Source organism: Aestuariicoccus sp. MJ-SS9 (assembly GCF_032586235.1).
GTDB lineage: Bacteria > Pseudomonadota > Alphaproteobacteria > Rhodobacterales > Rhodobacteraceae > Aestuariicoccus.
In genome coordinates this window covers 59,818-85,158 of the sequence record NZ_JAWHTD010000001.1, presented here as the reverse complement: position 1 = coordinate 85,158, position 25,341 = coordinate 59,818, and the positions used below count along the sequence as shown (strand labels likewise).

The 25,341-nt window shown below is 65.8% G+C and carries 26 protein-coding genes and 1 pseudogene; 9 read left to right on the top strand and 18 right to left on the bottom strand.

What is annotated here, in order from left to right:
* Positions 1–32 precede the first annotated feature (32 nt).
* The 6 genes from rimI to RXV88_RS00385 all read right to left on the bottom strand — a co-directional run bounded on the left by rimI (position 33) and on the right by RXV88_RS00385 (position 3,664).
* A complete protein-coding gene (gene rimI / locus RXV88_RS00410) occupies positions 33–491 on the bottom strand; it encodes a ribosomal protein S18-alanine N-acetyltransferase (RefSeq protein ID WP_316289703.1) in 459 nt (152 codons plus the stop codon).
* Positions 481–1,143 (bottom strand): tRNA (adenosine(37)-N6)-threonylcarbamoyltransferase complex dimerization subunit type 1 TsaB, encoded by a 663-nt coding sequence (gene tsaB, locus RXV88_RS00405; protein ID WP_316289702.1) that lies wholly within the window; start codon positions 1,141–1,143, stop codon positions 481–483. The genes rimI and tsaB overlap by 11 nt, the downstream gene beginning before the upstream one ends.
* On the bottom strand, positions 1,133–1,696 hold the full coding sequence (locus tag RXV88_RS00400; RefSeq protein ID WP_316289701.1) for a NifU family protein: 564 nt from the start codon (positions 1,694–1,696) through the stop codon (positions 1,133–1,135). Before RXV88_RS00400 ends, tsaB begins: the two co-directional genes overlap by 11 nt.
* 141 nt (positions 1,697–1,837) lie before the next feature.
* The gene (locus RXV88_RS00395) at positions 1,838–2,635 is read right to left on the bottom strand and encodes a class I SAM-dependent methyltransferase (protein WP_316289700.1); all 798 of its coding nucleotides are present in this window, start codon (positions 2,633–2,635) and stop codon (positions 1,838–1,840) included.
* Positions 2,628–2,936 (bottom strand): antibiotic biosynthesis monooxygenase family protein, encoded by a 309-nt coding sequence (locus tag RXV88_RS00390; protein WP_316289699.1) that lies wholly within the window; start codon positions 2,934–2,936, stop codon positions 2,628–2,630. Before RXV88_RS00390 ends, RXV88_RS00395 begins: the two co-directional genes overlap by 8 nt.
* 272 nt (positions 2,937–3,208) lie before the next feature.
* Positions 3,209–3,664: a universal stress protein gene (locus RXV88_RS00385; protein ID WP_316289698.1), complete on the bottom strand. Its 456-nt coding sequence runs from the start codon at positions 3,662–3,664 to the stop codon at positions 3,209–3,211.
* Positions 3,665–3,798: 134 nt separating this feature from the next.
* Between RXV88_RS00385 and RXV88_RS00380 the strand changes: the two genes are divergently transcribed.
* Positions 3,799–4,830 carry a fatty acid desaturase gene (locus RXV88_RS00380; RefSeq protein ID WP_316289697.1) on the top strand — a complete coding sequence of 344 codons (1,032 nt, stop codon included), beginning with the start codon at positions 3,799–3,801 and terminating at the stop codon, positions 4,828–4,830.
* Between the two features lie 215 nt (positions 4,831–5,045).
* Here the strand turns inward: RXV88_RS00380 and RXV88_RS00375 are convergent, their stop codons facing one another.
* A complete protein-coding gene (locus RXV88_RS00375) occupies positions 5,046–5,906 on the bottom strand; it encodes a branched-chain amino acid aminotransferase (RefSeq protein WP_316289696.1) in 861 nt (286 codons plus the stop codon).
* Positions 5,907–6,379: 473 nt separating this feature from the next.
* Complete coding sequence (gene plsY / locus RXV88_RS00370; RefSeq protein WP_316289695.1) at positions 6,380–6,976, bottom strand: glycerol-3-phosphate 1-O-acyltransferase PlsY; 597 nt, start codon at positions 6,974–6,976, stop codon at positions 6,380–6,382.
* A 226-nt stretch (positions 6,977–7,202) separates the two neighbouring features.
* Here plsY and RXV88_RS00365 point away from each other — a divergent pair, with 226 nt between their 5' ends.
* On the top strand, positions 7,203–8,891 hold the full coding sequence (locus RXV88_RS00365; RefSeq protein ID WP_316289694.1) for an AIPR family protein: 1,689 nt from the start codon (positions 7,203–7,205) through the stop codon (positions 8,889–8,891).
* A gap of 205 nt (positions 8,892–9,096) precedes the next feature.
* On the opposite strand, the gene pyrC is transcribed toward RXV88_RS00365, so the two are convergent.
* Entirely contained in the window at positions 9,097–10,392 is a 1,296-nt protein-coding gene (pyrC, locus tag RXV88_RS00360) for a dihydroorotase (RefSeq protein ID WP_316289693.1), read from the bottom strand.
* Positions 10,393–10,532: 140 nt separating this feature from the next.
* On the opposite strand from pyrC, the gene RXV88_RS00355 reads away from it, so the two are divergent.
* On the top strand, positions 10,533–10,826 hold the full coding sequence (locus RXV88_RS00355) for a hypothetical protein (protein WP_316289692.1): 294 nt from the start codon (positions 10,533–10,535) through the stop codon (positions 10,824–10,826).
* 260 nt (positions 10,827–11,086) lie between these two features.
* Here the strand turns inward: RXV88_RS00355 and RXV88_RS00350 are convergent.
* The 4 genes and pseudogenes from RXV88_RS00350 to RXV88_RS00335 all read right to left on the bottom strand — a co-directional run.
* A pseudogene (locus tag RXV88_RS00350) lies at positions 11,087–11,524 on the bottom strand (gamma-glutamylcyclotransferase); the annotation flags it as partial.
* A 12-nt stretch (positions 11,525–11,536) separates the two neighbouring features.
* On the bottom strand, positions 11,537–11,785 hold the full coding sequence (locus RXV88_RS00345; RefSeq protein ID WP_316289691.1) for a hypothetical protein: 249 nt from the start codon (positions 11,783–11,785) through the stop codon (positions 11,537–11,539).
* A gap of 17 nt (positions 11,786–11,802) precedes the next feature.
* The gene (locus tag RXV88_RS00340; RefSeq protein ID WP_316289690.1) at positions 11,803–12,870 is read right to left on the bottom strand and encodes a dipeptidase; all 1,068 of its coding nucleotides are present in this window, start codon (positions 12,868–12,870) and stop codon (positions 11,803–11,805) included.
* A gap of 117 nt (positions 12,871–12,987) precedes the next feature.
* The gene (locus tag RXV88_RS00335) at positions 12,988–13,215 is read right to left on the bottom strand and encodes a hypothetical protein (protein ID WP_316289689.1); all 228 of its coding nucleotides are present in this window, start codon (positions 13,213–13,215) and stop codon (positions 12,988–12,990) included.
* A 95-nt stretch (positions 13,216–13,310) separates the two neighbouring features.
* Between RXV88_RS00335 and RXV88_RS00330 the strand changes: the two genes are divergently transcribed.
* On the top strand, positions 13,311–14,207 hold the full coding sequence (locus RXV88_RS00330) for a LysR family transcriptional regulator (RefSeq protein ID WP_316289688.1): 897 nt from the start codon (positions 13,311–13,313) through the stop codon (positions 14,205–14,207).
* A gap of 100 nt (positions 14,208–14,307) precedes the next feature.
* Here the strand turns inward: RXV88_RS00330 and RXV88_RS00325 are convergent, their stop codons facing one another.
* Together RXV88_RS00325 and RXV88_RS00320 are read right to left on the bottom strand one after the other, a co-directional pair.
* A complete protein-coding gene (locus tag RXV88_RS00325; protein ID WP_316289687.1) occupies positions 14,308–14,853 on the bottom strand; it encodes an aspartate carbamoyltransferase catalytic subunit in 546 nt (181 codons plus the stop codon).
* Positions 14,850–15,800, bottom strand: a complete 951-nt coding sequence (locus RXV88_RS00320; RefSeq protein WP_316289686.1) for an aspartate carbamoyltransferase catalytic subunit — start codon at positions 15,798–15,800, stop codon at positions 14,850–14,852. Before RXV88_RS00320 ends, RXV88_RS00325 begins: the two co-directional genes overlap by 4 nt.
* 123 nt (positions 15,801–15,923) lie before the next feature.
* On the opposite strand from RXV88_RS00320, the gene RXV88_RS00315 reads away from it, so the two are divergent.
* The 5 genes from RXV88_RS00315 (at position 15,924) to RXV88_RS00295 (ending at position 22,733) form a co-directional block, all read left to right on the top strand.
* The gene (locus tag RXV88_RS00315) at positions 15,924–16,697 is read left to right on the top strand and encodes a uracil-DNA glycosylase (RefSeq protein WP_316289685.1); all 774 of its coding nucleotides are present in this window, start codon (positions 15,924–15,926) and stop codon (positions 16,695–16,697) included.
* Entirely contained in the window at positions 16,694–17,236 is a 543-nt protein-coding gene (locus RXV88_RS00310) for a hypothetical protein (RefSeq protein WP_316289684.1), read from the top strand. Before RXV88_RS00315 ends, RXV88_RS00310 begins: the two co-directional genes overlap by 4 nt.
* Positions 17,237–17,251: 15 nt before the next feature.
* Entirely contained in the window at positions 17,252–17,794 is a 543-nt protein-coding gene (gene moaB, locus RXV88_RS00305; RefSeq protein WP_316289683.1) for a molybdenum cofactor biosynthesis protein B, read from the top strand.
* Between the two features lie 91 nt (positions 17,795–17,885).
* Positions 17,886–19,343, top strand: a complete 1,458-nt coding sequence (locus RXV88_RS00300) for an efflux RND transporter periplasmic adaptor subunit (RefSeq protein ID WP_316289682.1) — start codon at positions 17,886–17,888, stop codon at positions 19,341–19,343.
* A gap of 3 nt (positions 19,344–19,346) precedes the next feature.
* The gene (locus RXV88_RS00295; protein ID WP_316289681.1) at positions 19,347–22,733 is read left to right on the top strand and encodes an efflux RND transporter permease subunit; all 3,387 of its coding nucleotides are present in this window, start codon (positions 19,347–19,349) and stop codon (positions 22,731–22,733) included.
* Between the two features lie 55 nt (positions 22,734–22,788).
* On the opposite strand, the gene RXV88_RS00290 is transcribed toward RXV88_RS00295, so the two are convergent.
* The 3 genes from RXV88_RS00290 to atpD form a co-directional block, all read right to left on the bottom strand.
* Entirely contained in the window at positions 22,789–23,139 is a 351-nt protein-coding gene (locus tag RXV88_RS00290) for an H-type lectin domain-containing protein (protein ID WP_316289680.1), read from the bottom strand.
* A gap of 224 nt (positions 23,140–23,363) precedes the next feature.
* The gene (locus tag RXV88_RS00285) at positions 23,364–23,798 is read right to left on the bottom strand and encodes a F0F1 ATP synthase subunit epsilon (RefSeq protein WP_316289679.1); all 435 of its coding nucleotides are present in this window, start codon (positions 23,796–23,798) and stop codon (positions 23,364–23,366) included.
* A 101-nt stretch (positions 23,799–23,899) separates the two neighbouring features.
* Positions 23,900–25,324: a F0F1 ATP synthase subunit beta gene (atpD, locus tag RXV88_RS00280; RefSeq protein WP_316289678.1), complete on the bottom strand. Its 1,425-nt coding sequence runs from the start codon at positions 25,322–25,324 to the stop codon at positions 23,900–23,902.
* Between the last annotated feature and the right edge of the window lie 17 nt (positions 25,325–25,341).

The window sequence follows — 25,341 nt, the reverse complement described above, 5'->3', positions numbered from 1 at the left end:
GCGCCAATTAAGGCCGCAGGGCGCGGGAAGGGTCAACCGCTTTTTGGGGATTCGCCGGGCGCGGCAAGCCCGTGACCTTGGGTCAGATCCTTTCTGAGGCAGATCGCGTCGTCCCGTGCCCCGTCAGGCTGCCGGTAATAATCGCGACGCTTGCCCACCTCGGCATAGCCCAGCGCGGCGTAAAGCCCACGCGCCGCCGCATTCCCCGCCGCCACCTCGAGAAACACCTGCCCGGCCCCGCGCGCGGCCGCCGCGGTCTCGAACCGCGACAGCAGCCGGCGGGCATGGCCCTGCCGCTGCATCGCGGGTTCGACCGCCAGGGCCAGCACCTCGGCCTCGTCCAGCACCACCCGGCCCAGAACGAATCCCCTATCCTCTGCCACCAGCAGCGCCGCGGGCTGTGCCAGCGGCTCGGCGAAATCAGCCGCGCTCCAGGGGGTCATGTGGCGATAGGCGCGCGCGGCGATCCCGGCCAGCGCCTCAGGCGTCATCGAGCATCACCGGCGGCGCCTCGCGCGGAGGCGCGGCATCGGCGGGTTTGACGTAAAGCGGCGCGGGGCGCGGCTGGTCCGGCGTCAGCGAACGGAGCGCGGCGATCCGGGCGATGGCCACTGCGAGCGGATCGGCAGGGGCGCGGTGCCGCATCTCGAGATCGGTCGCCTCGAGCGCCGCCAGATCGTAGCTGCAGATCGGCATGGCGCTGCTGGCTGTCTCCAATCCGTCCGCGGACATCAGCCTAACATCCTGCACGCCGTTCGGCCCGAAGGTCTGCACATAGAACTGCCCGCGTGGGGCGGGCACAGCGCTGACCACCGGCAGATTGCGCGCGTGGGCCGCGGCCTCTAGCGTACTGACACCAATCGCCGGAACGCCCAGCCCCAGCGCCAGCCCCCGCGCGGCGGACACGGCGATGCGTATGCCGGTGAAGTTCCCCGGCCCGGTGCCGACTGCGATCACCCCCAGGTCGCCCCAGCCCACGCCTGCGTCATCGAGCAGCGCCTGCAGCATAGGCATCAGCCGTTCGGCCTGGCCGCGCCCCATGTCCTCGGCCCGCTCGGCCAGGATCCGGCCTCCGCACAGCAAAGCGGCGGCGCAATGCGCCGCCGATGTGTCGAATGCCAGAACGTGAACGTCAGACGGCAACCGGCCGCACCTCGGTCACCTCGGGGATATAGTGGCGCAGCAGGTTCTCGATCCCCATCTTCAGCGTCAGCGTCGAGGACGGGCAGCCCGCGCAGGCCCCCTGCATGTGCAGATAGACCACACCCCGATCAAAGCCGTGGAAGGTGATGTCGCCGCCGTCCTGCGCCACAGCCGGACGCACCCGGCTGTCGAGCAGTTCCTTGATCTGGCCGACGACCTCGGCATCCTCGCCGGAATGTTCGGCATGGCCGCCCGCGCCTGCCGCGTCATCCGCCATGACCGGATCGCCGGACTGGAAATGTTCCATGATCGCGCCGAGGATGGCCGGTTTCATGTGGTCCCAATCGATGCCGTCGTCCTTGGTGACGGTCACGAAATCGTTGCCGAAAAAGACGCCGCGCACACCGGGCACGCCAAAGAGCCGCCCCGCCAGCGGCGATCCCGCCGCGCCTTCGGGGCTGGGAAAATCGGCCGTCCCCATCTCCAGCACGGTTTGGCCGGGCAGGAATTTCAGCGTGGCCGGGTTGGGGGTGGATTCGGTTTGAATGAACATGGCATCTGCACCTTTTTTCGCGTCCCTCCCTATATGCGCCCGCCCCGCTGCGGGGTCAAGGTTTAGAACAGTTCTAAAACCCTCCGGCGGGCATCAAATTGCCGGACCGGCAGGGACCTTGCCGCTCGCCCCTGCGGTCCCTCAGCCCCCGGCCAGAACCACATGCGAGGCGTGCGGAAAGCGCATCGCGGACCCGTCGAGACAATCGCCGAGCCCGGTCAGGAAGGCCTCGACCACGCGCGCGACATCGTCCTGCGAAATTCCCGACAGCTTGTCGCCTGTGTGCATGCCGCCCATCGCGCCGGCCGCAAAGGACCGGGCGTCGGGATGGTGGAGGGTCAGCGTGACCGGCGCGACCTCGACCTCTTCGAACCCCGCGGTCTCGAAGAGGTCGCGCAGCTCCTCGCCGTCGGGCAGGCCGCAAATGGCCCGCACCGCGTCCCCCGCGCCTGTCCCGACATATTGGTCGAGGGCGGCGGCCTGGGCTTTCAGCATCGGATTGGCCTCCAGGTCCCGCTGGACGCAGAACGCCGCCCGCCCGCCGGGGGCCAGTACGCGCCGCACTTCCCGCAGCGCCGCCGGCTTATCCGGGAAGAATTGCAGCGCCTGCTGACAGTAAATCAGATCGAACGCGTCATCCTCGAATGGCAGGTCGCCGGCGTCGGCCTCGACCCATTCCACATCCAGCCCGGCCTCGGCGGTCAGAGCCCGCGCCACATTCAGCATCTGCGGATTGTGATCCGCCGCGGTCAGACGACCCGGATGCACGCCCATCTGCGCGACCTGCCGCGTCACGACCCCCGTGCCGCAGGCAAGGTCGAGGATACGATCACCCGTTCGCGGCGCGGCACGGCGCATAAGCTCGCGCGCCCAGGGTTCGAAAATCACCGGAACGAGGACCGACTGGTAGCGCTCGGCAAAGGTGGCGGGGCTATTCATCGCTTACGCCCCCGACGAGGTCGTAGTGCGTGATGGTCCGCGATTCGACCAGTTCGGCCTCGGCCGGGTCGATATGGGGGCTCTGGTAATCCTCGCCGACAAAGGCTTTGAGCGCTTCAAGGCTTTCCCAGATCATCACGAAACTGAATTCCCTCGGGGTATCGGGGCGCGGGGCCCCCGGCAGAACCTGGATAATGCCCTCTGTCCCCCGCATCAGGGGGATGGCCGTGTCGTGGAAGAAGCGGGCAAAGTCCGCTTCCTTGCCGGGCCGCGTGACGACCTGAAATATCCGCATGATCATGCATCCGTCCTCCGAAAAGCGCGGTTTCTGGATGTATGAGAGCCTCAGTACGGCGCAGTATAGCACACATCGGCGACGGTATCCGCCGTGGTTTTGGAGCAACGGCCACTCGGATGGAGCTGCAACGGCCAACGCGCGGCAATTGCCCAGGAGGTCCCGGGTCAAGCCCGGGACTGCCGCGCGCGGATAGTCAGCGGGCGGCCCGGTCGTGGCGCGCAGCTGCGCACATTAGCGCAAGGTGCCAAGGCCGCCGGACAACGGTTCGCATCGCGTCAGGTGATCGCCTCGAGCCGTTCCTTGCTCAGATCGCCGGGCACGATGGTGATCGGGATGGGCAGCGACCCGGAGTTCTTGGTCAGCTGCGTCACCAGCGGCCCCGGCCCCTTGCGGTCGGCGGCGGCCCCCAGCACCAGAACCCCAATCTCGGGGTCTTCGCGAACCTGCGCGATGATCTCGGGAACCGCCTCGCCCTCGCGGATCACCAGCTCGGGATCGACCCCCTGCTTGTCGCGCATCCACTTCGCGAAGACCTCGAAATGCGCATGGATGCGTTCACGCGCCTCTTCGCGCATCACCTCACCGACGCCGATCCAGTGATTGAACTCGTCCGGCGGGATCACCGACAGGATCGCCACACCGCCCCGAGTGTTCGCCGCGCGCATCGCGGCGAAGCGCATGGCGTTGAGGCATTCGCGGCTGTCGTCCAGAACCACCAGAAATTTGCGCATGATTTGCCCTTCAAGACCCTTTCCCGATCATGACGCAAGCCCCCTGCCCGTGCAATAGCGCCGCATCCGGGGCTGTTTGGTCTTGCCAAACCCGGCGTGGGCTTTATCCCGGTACCACACAATAAGAGCAGACAATGACATTCCACAAAGTGCCGACCCCCGCAGAGCGGACCGTCGAGACCGCCCGCGACTGGGTGCGTATCCTGGCCGACTATCGTCAACCGGACACGAAACGCTCGATCTGGGAGCTGACGGTGACGCTTTTGCCCTTCCTGTCGCTTTGGGCGCTGGCGGGATGGGCACTCAGCCTGCACTGGGCGCTGGCCATGGGGATCGCGGCGGTCAACGGGATGTTCCTGCTGCGCCTTTTCGCCATCCAGCACGATTGCGGGCATGGCTCCTTTCTCGACAACCGGCGCGCCCGCGACTGGATCGGCCGCTGCCTGGGGGTGCTGACCATGACCCCCTATGACGTCTGGAGGCGCTGCCATGCGATCCACCACTCGGCCTCGGGCAATCTCGATTCCCGCGGGATCGGCGATCTCGACACGCTGACGGTCGACGAATACCGCGCTCGCGGCCCGCTGGGCCGTCTGGCCTACCGCGCCTACCGCCACCCTTTCGTGATGTTCGCCATCGGGCCGGCCTATGTCTTCCTGCTCAAACAGCGCCTGCCCTTCGGCGTCATGCATGAAGGCAGCCGCTACTGGATCAGCGCGATGGGCACGAACCTGAGCATCCTGGCGCTGCTCTCGGCGTTCTACCTGCTGGGCGGCTGGGCCGCGCTGGCCTTCGTCTGGCTGCCCACGGTGATGGTCGCGGGATCGGTCGGCGTATGGCTCTTCTACGTGCAGCACCAGTTCGAAGAGACCCATTGGGACATGGGTCCCGACTGGCACCTGCACGAGGCCGCACTGCACGGTTCCTCGCATTACGACCTGCCCGCGCCGCTGCGGTGGCTGACAGCGAATATCGGCATCCACCACGTGCACCACCTCTACAGCCGCATCCCGTTCTACCGCCTGCCCGAGGTCCTGCGCGACCATGCCGAACTGGTCGAGCACTCTCGGCTGACCCTGCGCAGCTCGCTGGCCTGCGCGCGGCTGAACCTGTGGCACGAACCGACGCGCCGGCTGGTCCGTTTCTCCGATCTGAAATCGCTGTAAGCGCGCCCGACGCACGCACACGACACGCCAACCGCCCCGCGCTCCTGCTTCATCTGGTCAAAAATATCCCGGGGGTCCGGGGGCAGAGCCCCCGGCGATTGCCATTGTCGCGCCATTGGTCCGAGAGACAATTGCGACGGGGCGGAGCCCCCGGCCGGTCGCTGCACGCGCCAGCGCGCGGCGAAACTTTCGTCCGATCCCAGCGGCTCAAGGCCTCAGGTCGACAACGCCCAGTCCCAGTAAAGCTCGCGCACCCGGCGGGTCACCGGGCCGACCTGATAGCTCTTGTCCTCGAACCCGTTGACCGGGGTGACCTTGTTCATGTTGCCCGACATGAACACCTCGTCCGCATCATCGAAATCGGCGAAGGTCAGCACCGTCTCGACCACCTCGATCCCGTCGGCGCGCATGTTGGCGATGTGGCGCGCACGGGTGATCCCGGCCAGGAAGGTGCCGTTCGGGATCGGCGTGAAGGCAACCCCGTCGCGCACCATAAAGACGTTGGCCGTCGCGGTTTCCGCGACGTTGCCCATCGCATCGGCCACCAGCGCGTTCTGAAAGCCGCGCTGGCGCACATCGGCCAGCATGCGCGCGTTGTTGGGATAAAGACAGCCGGCCTTGGCGTTGACCACCGCATCCTCCAGCACCGGGCGGCGGAACCGCGTCCGACCAAGACTGGCGGCGGCGCTTTCAGGGGCCATGGGGATCTGTTCCAGACAGATCGCAAAGCCGGTCTTGCCGGACTGCGGCACGATCGCCGTCTGATCGCCGTCGATCCCCCAATACATCGGACGGATATAGACGGCGGCGTCCTTGGGATAGGCCTCGAGCCCCTCCATCACCATCGCCACCATCTCTTGGGCGCCAACCGTCGGGGTCAGCATAAGCGCCTCGGCAGAGCGGTTCACCCGGGCGCAATGCGCCAGCAGGTCGGGGGCAACGCCCTGCACAAAGCGCGCACCGTCGAACACGCCCGATCCCAGCCATGCGCCGTGATCGGCGGCCCGCATGACCGGCACATCGCCCTCATGCCAGGTGCCGCCGAAATATGTGCGGATATTGCTGCCGGTCGCCATGATGTCTCGCCTCCTTCACGCCGCTCCGACCCTAGGCGCGGCGCGCCCCGGGGACAAGTCCGGCGCGCGGCAATATCGGCAGACCTCACCGCGTCAAGGCGAGGGCAGAGGTCCCGGATCGGGTCCGGGACCGCGTTGCGCCTCCGGACAACACGGCGCCAAGCCCCGTAGGGTGCGTGCTCTGCGCGCACCGCCGCCAAGAACCGGCCGGTACAGCGCACCAAGGTCGCGCCGACCATGCCGATCCCATTGCCGCCCGGTTCGCTGAAAAAGACCGGCTCCGGCGCGACCCCCGAGAACGAGGAACGAGGCGCTTTCGGCAATGATGTTCAGACGAACGCGGCCAATTCGGGTGTCCTTATGTGTCTGCATGCCGCCGGCCGTGGCACATACTCTTCGACGACCGGTCGGCCCATGCCGCTCCAGCGCATCCTGAAAAGCCGTCCAGTCCACCCCTCAGGGCAGCGCCAGGCTCAGGCCTTTTTCCCGATCTGAGGCTCCGTTCCGGCCTTCAGGCGCGCGATGTTTTCCCGGTGCCGCCAAAAGATCATCAGCGTCAGCACGATGCCCAGCCCGATCACCTCGCCCCGCCCCAGCAGGAACATCCACAAGGTCGAGAAAGCCGCCGCCACCAGCGCCCCCATGCTCGAGATGCGGCTAAGCGCCACCGCCGCCAGCCATGTCGCGCAGCTCAGCATGCCGACCGGCCAGGCGATGGCCAGAAGGATGCCCAGGAAGGTCGCCACGCCCTTGCCGCCCTTGAACCGCAGCCAGACCGGGTAGCAATGCCCGAAGAAGGCCGCCAGCCCGGCCACCTGCGCCGCCTCTTCGCCCGCCACGGCGCGCGCCAGCAGCACCGCCGCCGCCCCCTTCGCCGCGTCGAGGATCAGCGTCAGCGCCGCCGCCCCCTTCTTGCCGGTCCGCAATACGTTGGTCGCGCCGATATTGCCCGACCCCACACTGCGCAGATCGATCCCCGAGCCCCGCGTGATCAGCAGCCCGAACGGCACCGACCCCATCAGATACCCGACGACCGCCCAAAGCAGCACAGAGAACACAGACATATCCATGCCCGAACCATACGATCCCCCCCCGCCCTCCGCAATCCATCGCATGACAGGTGCCGGGGAATCGGTCGTCGGTCGGCCATGCACCTATTGCCGGCCGATGACGCGACGCAAGCTGCCCATATCTGCCGTTCAGGGTTGAACAAGGTGCCGTAACGTTGCTTGCCGTTGCCGTCGTCGGAGAAGGGCGCTACAGCTGCGAGCAGAAAAGCGGGAAGAAAATTCGCCAATGGCTGACAACTCAGAAATTATTCTTGGTCAGGTTCTGCAGGATCAAAACGAAACGATTGCCCCTGAGATGTCCGCGCCGGACTTCTTCGAAGTTTTTTGCGCAGAGCAGGCCACAAAAGAGTACGAACTTTCCTACGAGGAAATACAAGCCGGGATCGTTGACGGCGAACACGATGGCGGCATTGATTCTTTTTATACCTTTGTAGATGGGGAGTGCGTCGGGGAGGAGGTAGGTTTCACCCTGCCCAAAAAATCTGCTGACCTGGAAGTCGTGATCATCCAAAGCAAATCAACAAGCGGGTTCTCGGAAACACCGATCAATAATATGATACTGTCACTCAGGCGTCTTTTGAGCCTGTCTCAAGATTTTGATACACTAACACAGTATAACTCGGAAGTGAAATCTCGAGCGGACATATTTCGCAAGTCATACAGACGACTTGCCTCAAAATTTCCCTCCTTGAAAATTAAAATAATATATGCATGTACCAAGTCGACCGCGGATGTTCATCAAAACACTCAGTTGAAGGCGGAGGAACTCGTTGATACATTAAAAAGCCTATTTGATGAAGCAGAGGTGAGCTTTAAGCTTTGGGGAGCAAAGGAGCTCTTGGTTCTCGCCCGCACGAAGCCTACGCAAACTTTTGAACTCACTTTCGATCAATCCCTCAATGGAAGCAATGGGTACGTTGCGTTAGTTAAGCTAAGGAATTTCTATACGTTTCTCTTAGGTGGTGGGTCAGAAATACGGTCAGATCTATTCGAGGCCAACGTTCGCGACTACCAAGGCTCAACTGAGGTAAATCAGGAAATCTCGAACACCCTGGAAAGCGGCCGGGCCGATGATTTTTGGTGGTTTAACAATGGAGTTACTATTCTTGCATCGCGGGCCAGCTCGGGCGGATCAATAATTACCATTGAAAACCCCCAGATCGTTAATGGCCTGCAGACAAGCTCTGAAATTGGTAGATTCTTTTCCGGCGTAGATAGGAATGACGCAAGATCGGTGATGGTCAAGGTGGTTGCCTCAGAAAATGAAGAGGTCCGAGACAAGATAATAAAGGCAACCAATAGTCAAAATCAGGTGCCGCTCGCGTCTCTAAGGGCGACCGATAAAATTCAGAGGGACATTGAACATCACTTGAAAGCCAATGGTTATTTTTATGATAGGAGGAAGAATTTCTACAAGAATGAAGGAAAGCCTGCTGCGAAAATTATCAGCATCGCCCTAATGGCTCAAGCAGTTATGACGTTGTTTCGGGGTGAACCGGACAACGCAAGGGCTCGGCCTTCGTCTCTGATAAAAGATGATGCGGTTTACAATTCAATTTTTGCAGATACCTATGCCTTGGATGCATATCTTGTTGCTGCTTCGACAATCCGCAAGATCGAGTTGAAGCTCAAGGAAACATCTGGCCTCGTTGCGAGAGACAGAAACAACATACGATTTTATGTTCTTTTCTGGGTTTGCGCGCTTAAATCCAAGTCCATTTCCTTGAATGCCGATAGAGTTTCCAAGCTTAAAGGTCAGATTTCCAGCGACGACATTTCAGAAGCGATTTCGGAAGTGTGGCACCTGTTTTCCAATGCTGGGGGAGTCGATCAGATCGCCAAAGGACCGAGCTTCAAGGAAGAAGTGAAAGACAAGGTCAAAGACAAGATTCAAGCGCACTTTCAGGCATCGTGAGCCTGACTTTCATTTGGAGGGCATCTTGTTGGATGATTGCCTACAGGGTATCGCAGATCCAAAACCCTTGACGTTATCGTAATGTCTCCGAGATCCAAGCGCCGAATTTCCGTATTCGGTTGGGCCTGGTTTCTTGCTGCAGCTGCTAGGAACTTCCGGAAACCGCCCGTTCATCCCCGCCACCCTGCCCTCAAAAAGCCCCCGCCTACCCCGCCTTCCAAACGCACCGCCCGGCGACATAGGTGCGCAGCACCTTTCCTTGCAGGCGGGCGCCGTCGAAGGGGGTGTTCTTGGACTTCGACTGTAGCTTGAAGCGGTCGAGGATCAGCGGTTTGTCGGCGTCGAAGAGCACCAGGTCGGCCGGGGCGCCTTTGGCCATTCGGCCCGCGGGCAGACCAAGCCTCCGCGCCGGGTTCAGCGACAGCGCGCGGAAGAGAACCGGCAAGGGCAGCTCGCCGGAATGGTAGAGCCGCAGCAGCACCGGCAGCATCGTCTCGAGCCCCACCGCGCCGCTCGCGGCCTCTTCGAACGGCAGGCGTTTGGATTCCTCGTCCTGGGGCGTGTGGAACGAGCCGATGATGTCGATCAGCCCCGTGCGCACCGCCTCGATCACCGCCTGACGGTCGTCCTCGGACCGCAGCGGCGGCTTGACCTTGAAGAAGGTGCGGTAGTCGGACACGTCCATCTCGTTCAGCGTGAGGTGGTGCATCGAGGTGCCCGCGGTCACGTCGAACCCGTTGGCCTTGGCCCGCTCGAGCGCCGGCAATGCGCGGGCGGTGGTGATCTGGTCGGCGTGGTAGCGCACGCCCGTCATCTCGATCAGCGCGATGTCGCGGTCGAGCCCCATGCGTTCGGCCATGGGCGACACCGTGGGCAGGCCGCGCAGGGACGCGAACTTGCCCGAGGTCGCCGCAGCCCCGCGGCTGAGGCCGGGATCTTGCGGGTGGCCCATAACCAGCGCGCCAAGCCCGCGGGCATAGGTCATCGCGCGGGCCAGGACCCGGGTGTCGGTCACCACGGCGTCGCAATCGGTAAAGGCCACGGCGCCCGCGTCCATCAGAAAGCCGATCTCGGTCATCTCGCGGCCTTCGCGGCCTTTGGTGAGGGCGGCCATGGGCAGGACGTTGACCGGGGTGGCGTCATTGGCGCGGCGGCGGATGAATTCCAGCGCCTCGGGCGTGTCGATGGCCGGGCTTGTGTCGGGGCGGGTGACGATGGTGGTCACGCCGCCCGCCGCCGCGGCCAGCCCGGCGGTCTTGTAGCTTTCCTTGTGGCGCTCGCCGGGCTCGCCGATCTTGACGCCGATATCGACGATGCCGGGGGCGAGGAACGCGCCGCCGCACTCGACCCGCTCGACCGACCCCAGCTTTTGCAGCGCCTTTTCAGAGCCTTCCGGGTAAATTTCCTGGATCACGCCATCGCCGAGCAGCACGTCGCCAGAGGTGATCGCGTCGCCTTCGGGGTCGATCAGCCGGGCGTTCTGAAGCAAAGTCTGTGTCATGCGCAAGGACCCTGGACCGGTTTCCCGCCGTGGTACGGCAAATTCGGCGCGGGGGGAACACCCGACGTGACGCGGGTCCGGCCCGGCTGGTCAGGGGTCGTGCGGCATGGCATCCTTTCCGCCACAGAGGAGGGCCGCAGATGATCACCGAGATCGTGACATTCGACATTCCGGAAGGCATGGGGCGCGAGCGCGTCGTCGCACTCTTTGAGGAAAGCGCCGAAATCTGGCGCGCCAACCCCAAGCTGTACCGCAAGAATTATCTCTATGACCCAGAGGCCGGGATCGCCGGTGGCGTCTACACCTGGGACAGCATCGCCGATGCGCAAGAGGCGCATGGCGAGGCGTTCCTCTCCCGCGTCGCCGAGACCTTCGGCAGCACGCCCAGCTTCCGGTATTTCGAAACGCCGGTGGTGGTGCAAAACCGGTCGTAACCAAAGTGCACCTGTATTCAGAGCACCAAAGTCGCGGAATCAAGGCCGAAGGCCGCCGCGACCAGCGCCTGCCCGTTCCGGCGGGCTGGCGCTTTGGCAGGGCAAAGCGCGCCGCTCACTCGGGGCAATGACTGGGCAGAGATAAAGAGCGCAGAACGCAGGTTGCAGCGCCACCCCACGGGCAGGCGCTGGTCGCGGCTTGACTGCAGGGGTCCGGGACCTTGGTCTGCCGGAAGACCAACCCGCCCATTACCTCTCGATCACCGCGCCGCCCGCAACTCCAACCGTTCAAGCCGCTCCGCCACCTTGTCCTGCAAGTGCCACAGATGCGGATCGTGGACGCCCGCCTTTTCCAGTTCGGTCACGGTGTTCAGCAGGTATTCGGCCATCGTCCCGATATGACCCACGGCCGTCGACAGGATATCCGCCAGATCGTCGAGCTCTGGCTCGGGACGATACAGCGGGAACGTCGGATCCATGGCAAAGACGATGGCCGGGACCGGGCCGTCCGGCGTGTCCGCCCGTACCAGTTGCGGCGGAACCGGCGGTTCCTGCTCCAGCAGGCTGACCAGCGACCCGTGCGGGTCGTCGCCCGGCTCCATCCGCAGCGCCACGCCCGCACACGCACCGCCACGGTCGAGCGCCATCATCAGGCCCGGCGCCGACGGGGAGCCGCGAAACCGTTTGTCGTCAATGCAAAACGCCCGCCGTCAGCCCTGCACATGCGCCAGGCGGCGCTCGGCCACCGCCATGCGCGGGTTCCAGATCAGCGAGCCCGCCGCAAAGACCCAGAGCGCGCCCGGCGGGTCGAGCCGTGACAGGATATCGGCGGCGGCACGGCCGTCGTGCCCGGGTTCGGGATCCGGCACGCGCACCGGCCCTCGCTCGTCCGTCCTGGCCGGAAGGCGGTCGACCAGGGCGCGGGTCAGCCTCAGCGGCGGAAGGGCCGGCGCGATCATGGACATATCCCCCGGGGTCATGCGCCGCCAACGCGCTCGAGGCAGGCAAGCCAGTTCTCGCGCGCGAATTTGCGCAGCAGCGCGTCATCGAAGCCATGCGCCTGCATCGCCTCGAACAGGGCCGGCACGCCGGTGACGTCGCCGATCAGATCGGGCAGGACGCAGCCGTCGAAATCCGAGCCCAGCCCGACGTGATCCTCGCCCACCTGGTCGATCAGATAATCGATATGGCGCAAAATCACGTCCCATCCCGTGTGCGAGGCGGCGGCGCCATCGGCGTTCAAAAGGAAGGTCGCGAGATTGACCCCCACCATGCCGCCGCGTTCACGGATCATGTGCAGCTGCCGATCCGTCAGGTTGCGCGGCGCGGCGCAGAGCGCGTGAGCATTGGAATGGGTGGCCACCAGAGGCGCGGTCGACACACCGGCGACATCGTCGAACCCGGCCTCGTTGAGATGCGACAGGTCGATGAGAATGCCCAGCCGGTCGCAGAGCCGCACCAGATCCTTGCCCTTTTCGGTCAGCCCCGGCCCGATATCCGGCGATCCGGGAAAGGCCATCGGCACGCCGTGGCCAAAGATTGTCGGGCGGCTCCAGACCGGGCCAAGCGACCGCAGGCCCATGTCGTGAAAGAGATAGAGCGCGTCCAGATCGGGGCCGATCGCCTCGGCCCCTTCCATGTGCATCACCCCGGCGATGACATCCGCGGCAAAGGCCTCGCGGATATCCTTGACCGAGCGGCAGAGGCGGAAGTCCTGCGGCGCCGCGCGTTCCATCCAGTGCAAAAGCCCCGCCATGGTCAGCGCGACGGGTTGCGCGGCGGCATGATCCATCAGGGGCGGCAACGGCAGATCGTAGGGCGGCTTTGCCATGAGCTCCCGAAAGTCGCGCGGCGGCCCGTCCGACACCGGCGGCACGAAAATGGCAAAGAGCCCGCCCGCGAACCCCGCCGCCTTCATCCGCGCCAAATCGAGATGACCCTTGCCGCCGTCGCCCAGCCAGGTCTCTTCCCGCGGATCGGGCGATTTCATCAGCCGCAACAGGAAATCGTTGTGGCCGTCGAAGAAGGGGATGTTGTCGGTCATGCTTTTGCGCCTCGCGTCAATCTTGGCCGGGGCGCCTCGTCACAATGAATGCCGATGCACCGGATGCCGTGGACCCGTCGACCGGGCCGCACAGAGTTTGCTCCGGGCATCGCGCCCCTAAAAACTGTCGGGATAATGCTGCATCATCGACTTCACGTCGAGGTCGCTTGAAAAGGCGTTTGGATTGCGGTCCAGCATCTCCTGCACGAAAGCGCGGCGCGCCCGCACCGCATCGGCGGTCTCGAGGGCCGTCTCTTCGCGGGCGCTGACGATCTGCCGAAAGACGGCGAAGGCCCGGTCGAGAAGCGTCGGGGCGATAATGTCTGTTCTGTCGATGGAGGCCATGCCGGGGATCCTTTCGATGCCGAAGTGACACCCTCAGAATACCCCATGGATCAGAGCCTCTGGTATCCTGAACGATTTTGTGCTGCTCTACAAAAATGAAGAGCGATTTGCGGAACTGGTCGGACATCCGCGTCTTTCTCGCGGTGATGCGAAAGGGCTCGACCCTGGCCGCCTCGCGCGGGCTGGGCATCGCACAGCCCACGGTCGCACGGCGCATTGAGGCTTTGGAACACGAGACCGGCCTGACCCTCTTCGACCGCGACACGCGCGGCTTTCGTCCGACCGAGGCGGCGCTGGCGATCCTGCCGGATGCCGAAGCCATCGAGGCCGCCGCCGATGGCTTGGCCGCGACGGTCCGCGGGCTCACCTGCGCGCGGCCCATAAGGATCACCGGCAACGCCGCCAAATTCTCGCCGCGCGTGAGCGACATCTTCAGCCAGTTCTCGGAACGGCACCCCGAGGTCCGGCTGGATTTCCTGCCCGGGGTGAGACCGCTCGATCTGATGGCCGGAGAGGCGGACGTGGCGCTGCGGCTGAGTTGGAGCCGACAGCATCCCGACCTGATCTGCCGGCATATCAGCACGGCGAGGTTCACGCTCTACGGCGCGCCGTCCTATGCGGAGGCACGTGGTCTGCCCGAGCGGCCCGAGGACATGAAGGACCACACGGTCTTCACCTTTCAGCGCGACGATGTCCAGCCGGTGCTGCACGACTGGGTGCGGAAATACGTGGCCGAAGAGGCGATCGCCCGGTCCTTCAGCGAAATCACGGTGATGGATGCGGCGGTGCGCGCGGGCAAGGGGCTGGGGATCATGAACCTGCGCATGGTGGTGGCCGAGGAAGCGGCCGGCACGCTGATCCGCTGCTTCGACCCGCCCAAAGAGCTGGACGCGCCGCATATGGTGCTGATCGCGCCGGAGGCTTATCGTCGGCCCGAAGTAAAGGCCTTTGCAAAGTTCTTCATCCCACGCTACGCGGCGCTGTTCAGATAAACCGTTGCCGCCGCCCCGTTATCCGGCGCAACGCCGTAGGGTGCGCGATTTCGCGCACCGTTGCCGACGGCCCGAAGAGCGGTGCGCGAAATCGCGCACCCTACGGCCGGACGGCCAAGGCGACGACCGCGAGGATGACCGCCGCCAGAACAGCCAGCACGATCTTCAGCGCCAGCGACACGCCCTTGCCGACGGGGGCCGGCCCGGTTCCGGTCACCCCGCGCGCCGAACGGCTGGTCAGCCGCGCCGCGCTCTTGCGCGGACCGGCCTCGGTGAAGGTGCCGATCCAGCGCAGCGGGGTCCGGATCGTCAGGGTTTGCGAGGTGTTGTCGAACGCCTGGCTGGGCAGCACCAGCACATGCCCTTTCAGCGCGTCGATCTGCGCCCGCGCCGCCTTGAAATCCGTGCCCTGCACATTGTGCGCCTCGACGAGGTAGGACGACAGCGCCATCCCTTCCAGATCCCGGATCGCCACCAACTCGACGAACGCCGGACGCAGGCGCTTGGCCCCCAGCCCGTATTGCAGCGGCCATTCGCCGGTGCCCGCCTGGGTGGTAAAGCGGTCGACCGCCTCGGGCGGCAGATCGAGGTGAAAGAGCCGAACGACACCGGTTTCCGAGCCGTTGATCTCCATCGTCACGCTCATGCCATGACCTCGGTCGGGCGGGCGCGCAGGTTCCGCGCCAAAAGCTCCATCGCCGCCATGCGCACCGCGACGCCCATCTCGACCTGCTCCTGGATAACCGAGCGGTTGATGTCGTCCGCCAGCGTGCCGTCGATCTCGACCCCGCGGTTCATCGGGCCGGGGTGCATGACGATGGCGTCGGGCTTGGCAAAAGCCAGCTTTTCGGCATCGAGCCCGTAGCGGTGGTAATATTCGCGTTCCGAGGGGATGAAGCCGCCGTCCATCCGCTCTTTCTGCAGCCGCAGCATCATCACCACGTCGACGTCCCTCAGGCCTTCGCACATGTCGTCATAGACCTCGACCCCGAAATGCTCGATGCCCGCGGGCATCAGCGTCGGCGGGCCCACAAGGCGGATGCGGTTTTCCATCTTGTGCAGCAGCAGGATGTTCGACCGCGCCACGCGGGAATGCGCGATATCCCCGCAGATCGCGATGTTCAGCCGGTGCAGCCGGCCCTTGGCCCGGCGGATCGTCAACGCGTCGAGCAGCGCCTGGGTGGGGTGTTCGTGCCGACCGTCACCCGCGTTCAGCACGGCGCAATGCACCTTCTGCGCCAGAAGATCGACCGCCCCGGAATGCGGGTGGCGCACCACCAGCAGGTCGGGGTGCATGGCGTTCAGCGTCAGCGCCGTATCGATCAGCGTCTCGCCCTTTTTGATCGAGCTCGCCTCCATCGCCATGTTCATCACATTGGCCCCCAGCCGCTTGCCCGCCAGTTCGAAACTGGCCTGCGTCCGGGTGGAGTTCTCGAAGAACATGTTGATCTGGGTGCGCCCGCTCAGCACCTGGCTGTGCTTGTCGCGGCCCCGGTTGAACCGGACGTAATCGTCGGCAAGATTAAGAAGAGTGGTGATTTCGTCGGGGCGCAGGGGCTCGATCCCCAGAAGGTGTCGCTGATCGAAACGCATGGGCGGGCTCCGGCTGGTCGGGTCTGTATAGGCAGCGGGCGGGCGGGCGGCAAGTGGGACCGGCGGCGGGATTTCGCAGATCGGGGCGTGGCATTGCCGCCGTCGCGGGCTAGGATCGCGGTCATGGATTCGGCACTTGAATGGCACGCGGCCCATGCCGCGCTCAGCTGGCAGCTGGAGATGGGGATCGACGAGACGCTCGCCGAGGCCCCGATCGACCGCTTTGCGCTGGAGGAGGCCGCGCGCGCCAAGGCCGCAGCGCCCGTGGTGGCCAAGGCCGAGGCGCCCGCGCCGGTGCCCCCCGCGCCCGAGGTCGACGCCGTCGCCGAGGCGCGCGCGATGGCCGATGCGGCAGGCGATCTGGAGGCCCTGCGCGCGGCACTTGCGGCCTATGAGCATTGCGAGTTGAAGAAAGGCGCGCGCAACCTCGTCTTTTCGGACGGGGTGCCGGGCGCGCGGGTGATGATCGTGGGCGAGGCCCCGGGCCGCGACGAAGACCGCGAGGGCCGGCCCTTCGTCGGGCGGGCGGGCCATTTGCTCGACCTGATGCTGGCCACCATCGGACTCAGCCGCGAAGAGAACGTCTATATCACCAACGTCCTGCCCTGGCGGCCGCCGCAGAACCGCGATCCGAAACCGGACGAGATCGCCATGATGCAGCCGTTCCTCTTCCGCCACATCGCGCTGGCCAAGCCCGAGGTACTGGTCGTCGTCGGCAACATCAGCTGTCAGGCGCTGCTGGGCAAACGCGGCATCACCCGCCTGCGCGGCCACTGGACCGAGGCGCAGGGCCTGCCCGCCCTGCCGATGTTCCACCCCGCCTACCTGCTGCGCACCCCCTCGGCCAAGCGCGAGAGCTGGTCCGACCTCTTGTCGCTGAAGGCGCGGCTGGGATGAGGGTGCTGTGCCTCCTCGCCGTCTGGGCCCTGCCCGCGCAGGCCTTCGAGATCGATTATCCCGCGCTCTTCGACCATCACGCGGCGGAGGTTCAGCAGGCCACGCCCGACCGGCGTATCCTGGAATTGCCGGGCCCGGTGATCGTGACCGACTACAACGGCATGTATACCGCCACCGATCAAAGCTCCTGGGGGGCGGCGGGTTGCGCCATCGACCGGGTGTTCGAGATCGCCGCGGCGGTGCAGCTTTGCCCCGAGACGCTGGGCGACGCCGACCGCGAATCCCTGTCGCGGCTGGTGGTCGAGGCCGCGGCCTTTTACGCCGCCAATACCTTTCCGCCGCTCGGTGCGGGGGAACTGCCCGCCTTCCTCGACACCGCGCTGGCCAGCCGCCGCGCCGCCATCGGCGCGGGCATCTGCGGCGACCCTTCCGCCCCATGGACCGGCTTCGCGGCCTATCTCGCCTCCGGCCCCGGCCGGGCACGCATGGCGCAAGTCTTCGAGACGCCGCGCCTTCCGGTCATGCATCCCTGCCCCTGAAACCAGAGCCTCCCCATGTCCCGCATCGACGAAACCCGCGAGTTCATCCCCGTCCGCATCGCCGTACTGACCGTCAGCGACACCCGCGACCTGTCGCAGGACCGGTCCGGCGACACACTGGCCCAGCGGATCGAAGGCGCGGGGCATATCCTCGCCGACCGCCAGATCATCCGCGACGAACGCAGCCAGATCGCCGAGCAGCTGCGCGCCTGGGTCGCCGATCCGGGGATCGACGTGGTGATCTCGACCGGCGGCACCGGGCTGACCGGGCACGACGTGACGGTCGAGGCGCATCGCGACGTCTACGAGAAAGAGATCGACGCCTTCGGCACGGTCTTCACCCATGTGTCGATGGCCAAGATCGGCACCAGCGCGGTGCAGTCCCGCGCCACCGGCGGCGTGGCCGGGGGCACCTATCTGTTCGCCCTGCCCGGCAGCCCCGGAGCCTGCAAGGACGCCTGGGACGAAATCCTGTCGCTGCAGCTGGATTACCGCCACCGGCCCTGCAACTTTGTCGAGATCATGCCACGGCTGGACGAACACCAGCGACGGAAATGACCCGCGGGGGCGTTTAACCCCCGTTCTCTTGGCAAGCCCCCTGCGCTCGCTACATAATACACTATCCCGCGCAACCTCGGAAAGGAGCGCCATGCGCTTTCTGCGTCAAAGCCTGACCGGCCTCTTTTTGCTGTCGCTGACCCTGGGCCTGCTGGTCTGGGCCGGGGCGATGGTGCGCGACGCCGTCCAGACGCGGCTGGCCGAGGAACCGAGGGTGCCGCAGGCGCGCGAACGGGTCTTCGCGGTCAACGTGGTGCCGGTGGTCTTCGGCACCGAAACCCCCATCCTTACCGCCTTTGGCGAGGTGCAGAGCCGCCGCACGCTGGAACTGCGCGCCGCCGCGGGCGGCACACTGATCGAGCTCGACCCCGCCTTCTTCGAGGGCGGGCGAGTGCAGGCCGGTCAGCTTCTGGCGCGGATCGACCCCGCCGAGGCGCAGGCCGCGCTGGACCGCGCGGAAAGCGACGTGCTGGATGCCGAGGCCGAGGTACGCGAGGCCGACCGCGCGATCCTTCTGGCGCGGGACGAGTTGATCGCCGCGCAGGAACAGGTCGATCTGCGCGACCGCGCGTTCCAGCGGCAGAAGGATCTGGAAAGCCGGGGCGTCGGAACGGCGGCGGCGGTAGAAACCGCCGAGCTGGCCGCCTCTGCCGCAAGGGCGCAGGTGCTGGCCCGCCGCCAGGCGCTGGCCCAGGCCGAGGCGCGCATCGACCAGGCGCAGACCCGGCTGAAACGCGCCGAAATCGCCCGCAACGAGGCGCAGCGGCATCTGGACGACACCGAAATCCGCGCCGCGTTCGACGGGACGCTCAGCGGCGTGACAGTGGTCGGCGGGCGGCTGGTGTCGGCCAATGAACAGCTGGCGCAACTGGTCGATCCGCAATCGCTCGAGGTCGCGTTCCGCGTCTCGACCCAGCAATACACCCGCCTGCTGGACAGCGACGGGACCCTGCGCGAAGCCCCTGTCGGCGTCACGCTGGATGTCTTCGGCACCGATCTGACCGCCGCCGGCCGCCTGACCCGCGAAGGCGCGGCGGTGGGCGCGGGCCAGACCGGGCGGCTGCTCTTTGCAACGCTGGACAGCGCGCCGGGCTTCAAGCCCGGCGATTTCGTGACCGTCCGGATCGAAGAACCCGCCCTACCCTTCGTCGCCCGCCTGCCCGCAAGCGCGGTCAACGCGGCGGGCGAGGTGCTCGTGATCGGCACCGACGACCGGCTGGAATCCGTCGCGGTCGAGGTCATGCGCCGCCAGGGCGACGATATCCTGATCCGCGCCCGCGATCTGGCCGACAAAGAGGTCGTGGCCGAACGCACGCCGCTGCTGGGCGCCGGGATCAAGGTCAAACCGCTGCGCGGCCCCAACGCCGCCGCCCCCGAAGAACCCGAGATGCTGGAGCTGACCGAAGAGCGCCGCGCCCGGCTTGTCGCCTTCGTCGAAGGCAACAAGCGTATGCCCGCCGAGGCCAAGAGCCGCATTCTGGCGCAGCTGTCGCAGGCCAAGGTGCCCGCCCGCGTGGTGCAGCGCATCGAAGAGCGGATGGGCGGCTAGACCATGGCGCGCGCGATCCCCGGGGCGGCAGGCGGTATCCTCAGCTATTTCGTGCGGCACAGAACGCTGGCGAACCTGCTTCTGGTGGTGCTCATCGCCGCCGGTCTTCTGGCCGTCCCGAACATGCGGGCGCAATTCTTTCCCGACGTGATCGTCGACGAGGTCGACGTGACCGTGCGCTGGGACGGCGCCGGCGCCGAGGATGTGGACACCGCCATCGTACAGGTTCTGGAACCCGCCTTGCTGGCGATCGAAGGGGTGGAATCAAGCTCGGCCCGGTCGCGCGAGGGGGTGGCCTCGATCGAGCTTGAATTCGAGCCGGGCTGGGACATGGCCCGCGCCGCCGGCGACGTGCAGACCGCCGTCGATGGCGTCAGCACCCTGCCGGAAGAGGCCGACGACCCGTCCGTACGGCGCGGCGCCTGGCGCGACCGGGTCACCGATCTGGTGATCACCGGGCCGGTGGGCGTGGACCAGCTGGGCCGCTTTGCCGACGAACTGGTCGCGCGGCTCTTTGCCGAAGGCGTCACGCGCACGACGATCCGGGGGCTCGCCGCGCCGGAGACGGTGATCGAGGTGCCCTCGTCCAACCTGATCGCCTATGACGTCACCATGCGCGAGATCGCCACTGCCATCGCCGCCGAGGTCGACACCGACCCGGCGGGCGACGTGTCGGGCGGCGGCGCGCGGGTGCGCACCGGCACCGAAAAGCGCGCGGCGGACCAGATCGCCGGGATCGTGCTGCGCTCGCTGCCCGACGGCACCCAACTGAGCGTGGGCGATGTCGCCCGTATCAGGGTCGAGGGGGTGGACCGCGAGCGCAGCTATTTCGTCGGTGAAAACCCCGCCATCTCGATCCGCGTCGACCGGTCCGACCGCGGCGACGCCATCGGCATTCAGCGCCAGGTCGAGGAGGTCGCCCAGGGTTTTGAGGCCACCTTGCCCGACGGCGTCAGCGTCGATCTGATCCGAACCCGGGCGGAATACATCACCGGGCGTCTGAACATCCTGCTCGACAACGGTCTGACCGGGTTGGCGCTGGTGGTGTCGCTGCTTTTTCTGTTTCTCAACGCCCGCACCGCCTTCTGGGTGGCGGCAGGCATTCCGACTGCGATGCTGGCCGCCATCGCGCTGATGTACGTGGCCGGGATCACGATCAACATGATCTCGCTCTTCGCGCTGATCATCACGCTGGGGATCGTGGTGGACGACGCCATCGTGGTGGGCGAACACGCCGATCACCTGGCCCGGCGCGGCCTGCCCCCGGTCGAGGCGGCGGAAACCGCCGCGCGGCGCATGGCGTTGCCGGTCTTCTGCGCCACGCTGACGACGGTGATCGCCTTTTTCGGGCTGGTGGCGATCGGCGGACGGTTCGGCGACCTGATCGCCGATATCCCCTTTACGGTGATCGTGGTGCTGCTGGCCAGCCTGGTGGAGTGCTTCCTGATCCTGCCCAACCACATGTCCCATGCCATCGCCCATTCGGCGAAGCAACATTGGTACGACATGCCGTCGCGGGTGGTGAACCGGGGCTTCGTCTGGCTGCGCGAGACGCTCTTCCGCCCCTTCATGGCCGGGGTGATCGCCGCGCGCTACGTGGTGCTGGCCGGCGCTTTGGCGCTGCTCGCCTCGCAGGCGGCGCTATTTATCACGGGCGATGTGCAGTGGCGGTTCTTCAACGCGCCTGAACGCTCCTCGGTCACCGGCAATTTCGCCATGGCGCCCGGCGCCACGCGCGAGGACACGCTGGAACAGATGCGCGCCATGCAAGCCGCCGCCGAAGAGCTGGGCGCGGAATACGAGGCCGAATACGGCCGCAACCCGCTGGATTATGTGATCGCCGAGGTGGGCGGCAACGCAGGGCGGGGCCTGAGCGGAACGGACACCAAAGAGCCTGATCAGCTGGGCGGCCTCTCGATCGAACTGATCGACGCCGACCTGCGCCCCTATTCCAGCTTTGCCTTCGTCGGCGCGCTGCAGGACCGCGTCGCGCGGCATCCGCTGGTCGAGACCATCAGCTTTCGCGGCTGGCGGTCGGGGCCCGGCGGCGATGCGCTGGACGTGCAGTTCTACGGCGCGACGGCGGAAACGCTGAAGGCCGCGTCCGAAGACCTGAAAACCGCGCTGGCGCAATTCCCCGAGGTCTCGGCGGTCGAGGACAACCTCGCCTATGACAAGGAAGAGCTGATCCTCGAGCTGACCGCGCAGGGCCAGGCGCTTGGGTTCGACATCGACGGGCTGGGCCGCGTGCTGCGCGACCGGCTGGGCGGGATCGAGGCCGCGACCTATCCCGACGGCCCCCGCAGCGCCGCGATCCGGATCGAGCTGCCCACGGGCGAGCTGACCGCCGATTTCCTGGAACGCACGCAGATGCGCACGCCCGAAGGCAATTACGTGCTGCTCGCCGATATCGTCAGCGTCGAGCGGCGGACCGGCTTCAGCACCGTGCGGCGCGAGAACGGGGTGCGGCTGATATCGGTCACCGGCGACATTTCCGACGACGACCCCGCCCGCGCGACCGAGATCATGCAGGCGCTGCAGGAAGAAATCCTGCCCACTATCGCCAGCGAGCGGCAAGTGGATTACCGCCTGGCCGGTCTGAGCGAGCAGGAGGGCGATTTCCTGAACGACGCGCGGACCGGGCTGGTGCTGGTTCTGCTGGGCATTTACCTGGTGCTGGCCTGGGTCTTTGCCAGCTGGACACGGCCGCTGGTGGTTATGGCGGTCATTCCCTTCGGCCTCGTGGGCACGATCTATGGTCATGCGCTCTGGGATGTGCCGTTGTCGATGTTCACGGTGGTCGGCCTGCTGGGCATGACCGGGATCATCATCAACGATTCGATCGTTCTGGTGACGCAGATCGACGAATACGGCGCGACCCGGGGGCTGGTGCCGTCGATCATAGACGGCGCGGCGGACCGGCTGCGGCCGGTGTTCCTGACCACGGCGACGACGGTTCTGGGGCTGGCGCCGTTGCTTTACGAGCAATCCAGCCAGGCGCAGTTCCTGAAGCCGACGGTGATCACTCTGGTTTACGGACTGGGGTTCGGGATGCTGCTGGTGCTGCTGGTGGTGCCGGCGCTGGTGGCCATCCAGCACGATATCAGCCGACAGATCGCCGCGCTGCGCAAGGGGCTGCGGTTCCGCCGCCCGGCGGTGCGCGGGGTGATGGTGCTGGCCGTGCTGACGATGCTGGGTTGGCTGGCGGCGACCATGGGATGGGTCGCGGCGACGGGTGCGCTGCACCCGGCGCTGAGCCTGCCGGAACTGGCCGCGCTGTCGCCGATGCAGGCGGCCTTTGCGCTGTTCCTGGGCGGCATGGCCGCGGCGAGCCTCGCGATCTACGTCGCCACCGCGGTGGGCCTCTTGCTGGCGCGGCGGCGGGCCTGAGGACAGGCAGCGCAGAGGCCCCGGATCGGGTCCGTGGCCGTGTTGCGCCTGTGTCTCAGTACAGGTCCCAGTCGTCTTCGGACTTGACCTCGCCCACGGCCATCCAGGCCATCCGCACCCGCGCGACGCGGCTGTCCGACCAGGTGCGGAACACCATGTCGAACCCCTTTTCGGTGACCTTCTCGGCGGCCAGATCGGCGCGCACATTGGCGCCGCTGTCCATGTCCCAGAGCGACAGGCCCACATGCACGGCCGGTATGGTGCTGAAGGGTTCGGAGAAATGGATCCTCTTGCGCCGCTCGCGCGAGCCCGACCCGATCCACATCTCGCCGCCATTGGCGAAATCGGAAAACAGTTCCTCGTTGCCCTGATCGATGCCGATCCGCGCGGCACGTAGTTTGCGCATCACCCGCCTCTGATTGCCCGTTGCGCGGTTCGTATACTGGCAAAATGGCGGAAATGGGACCCTTAAAGCGCGCCTCGGCACCCGCGAGAGGCGGGAATGCCGCCGGGCGAAGCGGGTTCCTTATCGGGCGCAACCGGATGGCGTGTCGTGGCAGGCGGTGTGCGGGCCAAACGAAAAAGCCCCGCAGAACCTGCGGGGCTTTTTCGATGTCGTGCCGTGCCGGATCAGAGCGACGGCTGCTTGGGATCGAGGCCGATATGGGCCCCGACGGCAACCATGTCCTGCAAGAGCTTGGCCGCGTCGTCGACGGGGCCGGGCTCGTTCTTGAAGGTTTCCTTGACCTGGTGATAGGCGTCTTGCGCTTCGGCCACGAGGGCCTCATAGGTGGCCTGATCCATGTCGGCGCGCGGCAGCGCGCGTTCGGCGAGAACCGACAGGCCTTCGCCGATCTCGGCGAAGCCGCCGGTCACGACGAATTCCTCGGTGCCCTTGTCGGTCTCGACCCGCAGAATTCCGGGACGGAGCGTGGTGATCAGCGGCGCGTGGTTGGGCATGGCGGTCATGTCGCCATCCGCACCCGGAATCACCACCGATTTGACCTCGGCCGACATCAGGCTGCGCTCGGGGCTGACCAGATCGAATTGCATTGTCTCAGCCATCTGCTGTCATTCCTTTGGCTTGGAGCCGCTCCTCGGTCCCTTGCGGGCCCTCCTCGCGAGGACAGTCCGCAAGGACTGGAGGAGCTGCGCCTGTTTCGCGATCAGGCTGCTTCGGCGGCCAGACGCTCGGCCTTGGCCTTCACCTCTTCGATGCCACCGACCATGTAGAAGGCCGCTTCGGGCAGGTGGTCGTATTCGCCGGCCACAACCGCCTTGAACGAGGAGATGGTGTCTTCCAGCGGAACCTGAACGCCGTCGGAGCCGGTGAAAACTTTCGCCACGTCGAAGGGCTGCGACAGGAAGCGCTGGATTTTCCGCGCACGAGCGACGGTGAGCTTGTCCTCTTCGCTGAGTTCGTCCATGCCGAGGATGGCGATGATGTCCTGCAGCGACTTGTAGCGCTGCAGGATCCCCTGCACGTCACGTGCCACCTTGTAATGCTCTTCGCCGACGATCTGCGGGTCCATCAGGCGCGACGACGAATCGAGCGGGTCCACCGCCGGGTAGATGCCCAGTTCGGAGATCGCGCGCGACAGAACGGTCGTGGCGTCGAGGTGCGCAAAGGTCGTCGCAGGCGCGGGGTCGGTGAGGTCGTCCGCGGGCACATAGACGGCCTGGATCGACGTGATCGAGCCAGCCTTTGTCGAGGTGATGCGCTCCTGCATCTGCCCCATGTCCGTTGCCAGCGTCGGCTGATAGCCCACGGCCGAAGGAATACGGCCCAGAAGCGCCGACACCTCGGAGCCCGCCTGGGTGAAGCGGAAGATGTTGTCGACGAAGAACAGAACGTCGGTCCCCGACTGGTCGCGGAACTGTTCGGCCAGGGTCAGGCCGGTCAGCGCCACGCGGGCACGGGCCCCCGGAGGCTCGTTCATCTGGCCGTAAACAAGCGCCACCTGGCTGTCCGACAGATTGTCGGGCTTGATCACGTTGGATTCGATCATCTCGTGGTAGAGGTCGTTGCCCTCGCGGGTTCGTTCACCCACACCGGCGAAAACCGAGAAGCCCGAGTGCACCTTGGCGATGTTGTTGATCAGTTCCATGATCAGAACCGTCTTACCCACGCCTGCGCCGCCGAAGAGGCCGATCTTGCCGCCCTTGGAATAGGGGGCCAGCAGGTCGATCACCTTGATGCCGGTGACCAGCACTTCGGATTCGGTCGACTGTTCTTCGAACTTCGGCGCTTCCGCGTGGATCGGGCGGTATTCGTCGGCCTCGACCGGGCCCTGTTCGTCCACGGGCTCGCCCACGACGTTCAGGATACGGCCCAGCGTGGCGTTGCCCACCGGCACCGAGATCGGGCCGTCGGTGTCGGTCACTTCCTGACCGCGCACGAGCCCTTCGGTCGCGTCCATCGCGATGGTGCGGACGGTGTTCTCACCCAGGTGCTGCGCAACCTCCAGAACCAGTTTCTTGCCGTTGTTGTCGGTGGTCAGCGCGTTCAGAATCGCCGGCAGGTGGTCTTCGAACTGCACGTCGACCACGGCGCCGATGACCTGGGTCACTTTGCCTTTTGCGTTTGCCATGTTTCGTCTCCGGTTCC